The sequence below is a fragment of the bacterium genome (assembly GCA_040755795.1).
GTDB lineage: Bacteria > UBA9089 > CG2-30-40-21 > CG2-30-40-21 > SBAY01 > JBFLXS01.
This window is the reverse complement of record JBFLXS010000261.1, coordinates 1-5662: the sequence shown is the minus strand read 5'-3', so window position 1 is coordinate 5662 and position 5662 is coordinate 1. Positions and strand designations below refer to the sequence as shown.

Genomic DNA, 5662 nt, shown 5'->3' with positions numbered 1-5662 from the left:
TTGATTTTGGGGAGTCCCAGATAGATTCTTCTTATTTAGATATAACGCGTTTATACCACCAATTTTATCTGATGACATTTAAGCCCTACTTTCGGAAAAAATATCTTATTTCTTTGCAAAAAGCGCTACTGGAGGGTTTTGAAGAAGCGAGTGTGGAAAGATTATTGATTTTTAGATTTCTTTTGATTCGTCACACTATTACCCATTTGGTTACCATCACTAGATTCTGGAAGTTTCCCATATACGAGAAACTCTATAATTTTTGGGTATTGCAGAAAGAATTATCATTCTTAGATCACCTATTAACTTAGGTCATTCCTTATAGGAACTGGTTTTTTGACTGATAGAAAATTGCTTTTTTGGTAACCGTTCAAGGCTATACATTAGAAGTGTAAACAAGGAGAAATGGGGAAAAGGGAGAATTGGAGAAATGGCTCAAACTTTTTCACCTGTGCGATTAGACTAATTCATTGCAGAGACGCAAAGGAAAAATAAATGAAAAATGGGAAATTTTAGTACTTCGCAAGACTCATTACCTTTCAGTTATACATTTTCATTGGACATTTTTCATTGGACATTATCCATTTTACATTTAACCGCACAGGTGGAAAAATTCGGCTCTTTTGAAATGGGTCAGTTATCTGGGGGGAACGAATATTAACCTGTGAAGGACAGAGCGATGAAAATAGATTATAGGCTGAAGGGAACAATATTCAAAATTTCAGCCTTAAGCCTTCAGTCTTCAGCCTATTTTCAGGAGACACTCATATCTTGGGGGGCAGGAATACAGAATGTTTTAAATTCCATATTCAAGGTTTGACCCTAATTGCTCTCTTTTTATTTGTTGAATACTTGCTTTTAGATTCAAACAGTGTAAGTTGTTGTTCTGCTTTCTTGCTTTCATAGATTTTGATCTTATCTCTTTCAATACTCTCTAATCTTTTCAAGGCACTTTCTACATACTCGGGGTTAATATCAATCCCAATAAATTTTCTTCCTAACTTCTTTGCCGCAACAGTAGTCGTTCCACTTCCTACAAAAGGGTCTAAAACGATCGCTTCTTCTGAAAAAGTTGTTAATTTAATTATATATTCACATATTGCTAAAGGTTTCACTGTTTTATGGACATTAAACTTTCCCCTTTCCTCCCTGGTTGGTTTGGGCAGAAGAAAACATTTATCTATATTTTCTTCAATCATTTCTGTAGTTACAACATTAGATGGGAACATATCTTTTCCAATCTTCACATTCGTGTTCATAAGCCCAACATTATACTTTAACATATTCTCTAAAAATGTTTTTTCTACTTCTTTCTGAGCCATCATAATCGGTTCAAAACAAGATTTTATTTGCGGTGTTTTCCAACCATTTAATTTCTGCTTCAATTCACTCTTAGACCTGTTATTCCTATTTAATTTATCAATAAAATGATTAAGAGACATTGCTTTAGGCTGATTTTGTGTATAAAGCCAGATAAAACAATCCCTTATTGAAAAACCTGCATCATCAACAGCCGAGACCATCCTATGATAGAGTCTGGGACTTGAAAATGAAAAAAAGAATCCACCCGATTTCAATACCCTATATAATTCTTTTGATATCTTCAAATACCATTGATAAAAACTTTTCCCTTGCTCTTTATCAAACTTCATTCCAGGAGGAAGCGATTTCACTACGTGACAATAGCCTGTTATGGTAGAAACTGTCTGATGATTCCAATTATTATCCATCTTGTCTAAAAAGTAAGGAGGGTCTGTTAGAACAAGATCTATTGAATTATCTTCAATTTGAGGCAGAACTTTTAGACTATCTCCTAATATAATTTTATTTATCAATTCTTTATTCATTTGGATTTCTCCCATTAAATTCTTGATATAGAATCTTATATACTTTCCATCTAACTTCTTTATCTGACCTTTTTATTACATTAGGATTGGCTAATTTTATTACTCTACCTCTTTCATCATAAACCCAATTGTTTCTATCTGCCCGATTACACTTTTCACACTGAGGGATAATGTTCCCTCTAATCAGAGGTTTATTTGGATCTATATGTGCTTTTTGTAATCTGGTAATAGTATTGGGCCAATGGATATGTGGCTTACCTTTTTCTGAACCACAGGTGACACATCTATACCCGTACTGTCTCTCAAGATTTTCCCAGTCACCGGTTTCTTCTATTCTGTGTCCCTTGAAAGCAGGATAAGGTTTTTCTAAAGTTATAAGTTTATACTCTCCGGATTCAAGAGCCATATGTCCGTTACCACGAGTGCCCGATACAATAAACCATCCTTTTTGAGCCCCAAGATGCCTTGCTTGCTGAACATCAGCTGTATCAGGATAATATTGGCGAATGAATCGCGTTAGCTCACCTTTTGAAGTCTTCCTCGTTTTTGGATAATCTTGTGCCAAATAAACTAACACAAGAGCATCTTTTGTATAATTCCTCTCTTTATCAATCAATTTTGGAAGTTTCACTCCGTGTTGTTTTAAATATTTATCGTGATACTTACAAATCATCTCGTAAATCCCATTGATTTCATTATCTGATAATTGGTTCATAATTTTATTCTCACTCAATAACCATTTACTGATAGGAAATTGCTTTTTGGGTGTTTTAGGTTATTTAAAAACTGATAGGAAATTGCTTTTTGGGTGTTTTAGGTTATTTATTCATTTTTTGCCCCTTATAGAAGATATTTTACCACAAATTTTATCCTATGTCAACAAAAGATTCGGCTCTTTTGAAATGGGTCAGTTATCTGGGGGGAACGAATATTAACCTGTGAAGGACAGAGCGATGAAAATAGATTATAGGCTGAAGGCTTGAAGGCTGTTCCCTTCAGCCTTCAGCTTACCGCTAACTGATTATCGACTCATTGGGCCGTGTGATTCAAAGAGCGGCATCGTGGAAAGTTTCTCCAGCTGTGCTTTGGTCAAGAGTTTCTTGATTTCCAGAATAAGATGGATGCGACTCTTCTCTATTTTACTTCTTAAATCAGCAAGTTTGTCAAGATTATCTTGCAATTTTTTCTCGTCAGTCTCAGTTGCCATTAATAGCTCATGAATCTCGATTTTTGTTACTTCCACAGAAGATTTAAGAGGAATTATCTCCTTTTTGTTGGCAACGGTTAATTGTCGGATTTTGCTTTGTTGCTCCTGATTGAGGTCAAGATGTGTCTTTAGTAGCCTGACCATATCTTGTGGATGGTCAACATTGCTCTCTCTACTCTTCTGATGGTGATATCTTGCCTCCTCCGGATGTTCCTTAATAGACTCAGTATTTCCGAGAGAAGACATACTCACCGCCAATATCAACGCTAATCCCAGAGATATTACTTTGTTCATTTATTTTTACCTCCTCTAAGTTGATGCAGGCAGTATCACAGATACTGCACCCTGTTCATTCTTGGCTATCCTTCATCACCCCCTTTTTCATCATTTGCCACCTCATCCAATCACCCTGCCTATGGTCCATCCTCTGCATAATAAACTTAAAGAATCTCTTTTGCTCCTCAGGTGTAAGCTCACTTTTAACCTCGCAGAGGTGTTTAACAAGTTTTGACTGAATTTTTCCTTCCAGTGCCTGGATGTTTTTCAACTTCTCATCAATCTCTTTTTGATTCACACGAGGTTCAAGAAGAAGGCGAATTAATCCCTTTCCCTCCCTCTTCAATTCATTTCTTATAGGTTTCATCTCAGACATCATTGTTTTTCTTAGCGCCTCTATTCTGGCTGATTTCTCTTTAGATAAACCAAATCTTTCCTTGTAGAATGGACGGAAATTATCCTTAAATGGGGGTGGTGGAGGAGTTTGCCAGTGATTCATCACCATCATCCCCAGAAAACCTAAATTAAGTGCAACTGATAGTACAAAGGCTAAGATAAATAAATTTTCTCTCATTATCCTTCCTCCTCTGCAAAGATTATATTGCCTGCTGACCATTCAGGAAAATCAGCAAAGCTATCGAGATAGATGGAACTTGTGAACTCATTATCCATCTGTCTAAGATAGCCATTTTTTGAATAAAAGGTTTGACCCAGAAAGATACCTATAAGAATACCTGCGGTAGCAGTGGCGATGATAGGAGCGGGTTTCAATATCAATTCCTGCCACCAGGACAGATATTCTCTGCTCACGGTTGCCGCGGTCAGGATTTTTTGGATGAGATAAACAGGTGGTTCAACAGGTTTGAGTTTGAGTAGAATATCCCAGCTCGCAGATAGACCCTCCAGTTCCTTTGAACAAGTAGGACAATCTAATAAATGCCCTTTAATATCTTTCTCTCCCTTACTTTTAATTTCACCATCTAAAAAAGCGGATAGCCTTCTTTGCACCTTTTTGCATCTCATCGTTTTTTTATCTCCTATTATTTTAAACACCGATTATCCCCAAAACTTGCGGATAATTTTTCCTTTAATTTTCGTTTTGCCCGAAAGATAAGAGATTCAACCGCACAGACAGAACAGCCCAGCACCTCAGCAATTTCCTTGTAAGAAAGGTTATGGAATCTTTGCAATATCACTGCCATTCGTTGATTTTCTGGTAGAGAGGCTAAAGCCTGCTCAATTAAAATACCAACCTCTTTTTTCTTATATCGGACTTCAGGGCTGTAATGCTCTGGAGCCTGAATATCGGTATATTTCTCATCTTCATCCAGAGAAAACAACCGAAAACGATTTCTCTTTCTTAATTTATTGAGGCAAAGATTACGGGCAATCTTAAAAAGATAAGTGGTAAATTTGGCTTGAGGCTTATATCTTTTCGCTGAACTATAAACCCTTAAAAAGACTTCCTGGGTTAAGTCTTCTGTTTCTTCATAATTGGCAAGCAAGCGATAGATAAAATTAAAAAGTGGTAATTGGTAGCGTGTTAAGAGCTCACTAAAGGCGGCTGTATCATCCATAGCTACCCTGTTCATCAGTTCTGCATCAGATATTTTTCTTTCCACTCAAAAAAGCCTCCATCCGTATAAACACCAGTTTGTCTAAAAACTTGCGAAGAAAAATAGAATCAGGGTAACTATATTTTAAACACATAAATTTAACTTTGTCAAATGTTTTTTCCGTAGGATTTGTGATTCAGGCAGTAAATTGGGCAAGACCTTATTAAAGGAAGACCATCGGATAAAAAGGCTTAAAGAACAAGGAAACTATCAACTATAAACCATCAACCCTGTTGCTATATCTGTTCTGTGAGAAATTGTAACTATTCAGCCTGTAGGAAAGTAGGAGAGTAGGGAAGTAGGAAAGGGGAGACATTGTCCCCAGAAGAGGAATACCGTGCACATCCTTTATCCCTTTCCTACTACCTACTTGCCTACTATTTCCTCCTGAAAGTAGGAAGTAGGAGAGTAGGAAAGTAAGAAAGGTATTATCTAATTCTATCTAAAGATTTTAATTATCTGCCAGATTTTCAATCCATTTGGGATATATCTGAAGAAGTGAGTAGGATGCTTATACTTGATGTTCAAGTTTTTTAAAGGTATAAAGATTTAACCGCAAAGAGCGCAAAGGAAGATTTCGCAAAGGACACAAAGGAAGGAAAATAAGGTGGTGAACAACCTATTGCTTTGTTAAGTTTGCTTTGCTATGTTTAGAAAGTTATCGGTTATCAGGTTATCGGTGAAGAGAAAACAATGACCTGTTATCTCCGATTACT

At 36.4% G+C, this 5662-nt stretch carries 7 protein-coding genes; 1 reads left to right on the top strand and 6 read right to left on the bottom strand.

From position 1 onward, the window contains the following. On the top strand, positions 1-311 hold a 311-nt coding region (locus AB1414_14255; protein ID MEW6608585.1), incomplete at its 5' end, for a hypothetical protein. Between the two features lie 498 nt (positions 312-809). Here AB1414_14255 and AB1414_14250 read toward each other — a convergent pair. The 6 genes from AB1414_14250 to AB1414_14225 all read right to left on the bottom strand — a co-directional run bounded on the left by AB1414_14250 (position 810) and on the right by AB1414_14225 (position 4952). Beyond that, positions 810-1847: a site-specific DNA-methyltransferase gene (locus AB1414_14250; protein MEW6608584.1), complete on the bottom strand. Its 1038-nt coding sequence runs from the start codon at positions 1845-1847 to the stop codon at positions 810-812. Then, positions 1840-2562, bottom strand: a complete 723-nt coding sequence (locus AB1414_14245; protein MEW6608583.1) for a hypothetical protein — start codon at positions 2560-2562, stop codon at positions 1840-1842. Before AB1414_14245 ends, AB1414_14250 begins: the two co-directional genes overlap by 8 nt. A 306-nt stretch (positions 2563-2868) precedes the next feature. Then, complete coding sequence (locus tag AB1414_14240) at positions 2869-3348, bottom strand: periplasmic heavy metal sensor (GenBank protein ID MEW6608582.1); 480 nt, start codon at positions 3346-3348, stop codon at positions 2869-2871. A gap of 55 nt (positions 3349-3403) precedes the next feature. After that, a complete protein-coding gene (locus AB1414_14235; protein ID MEW6608581.1) occupies positions 3404-3904 on the bottom strand; it encodes a periplasmic heavy metal sensor in 501 nt (166 codons plus the stop codon). Then, entirely contained in the window at positions 3904-4353 is a 450-nt protein-coding gene (locus AB1414_14230; protein MEW6608580.1) for a zf-HC2 domain-containing protein, read from the bottom strand. The genes AB1414_14235 and AB1414_14230 overlap by 1 nt, the downstream gene beginning before the upstream one ends. Before the next feature lie 17 nt (positions 4354-4370). Continuing rightward, positions 4371-4952 (bottom strand): RNA polymerase sigma factor, encoded by a 582-nt coding sequence (locus AB1414_14225; protein ID MEW6608579.1) that lies wholly within the window; start codon positions 4950-4952, stop codon positions 4371-4373. Between the last annotated feature and the right edge of the window lie 710 nt (positions 4953-5662).

Coding starts and splice junctions, on each gene's coding strand:
- AB1414_14250 (MEW6608584.1), bottom strand. CDS start 1,847: ATGAATAAAGAATTGATAAATAAAATTATATTAGGAGATAGTCTAAAA.
- AB1414_14245 (MEW6608583.1), bottom strand. CDS start 2,562: ATGAACCAATTATCAGATAATGAAATCAATGGGATTTACGAGATGATT.
- AB1414_14240 (MEW6608582.1), bottom strand. CDS start 3,348: ATGAACAAAGTAATATCTCTGGGATTAGCGTTGATATTGGCGGTGAGT.
- AB1414_14235 (MEW6608581.1), bottom strand. CDS start 3,904: ATGAGAGAAAATTTATTTATCTTAGCCTTTGTACTATCAGTTGCACTT.
- AB1414_14230 (MEW6608580.1), bottom strand. CDS start 4,353: ATGAGATGCAAAAAGGTGCAAAGAAGGCTATCCGCTTTTTTAGATGGT.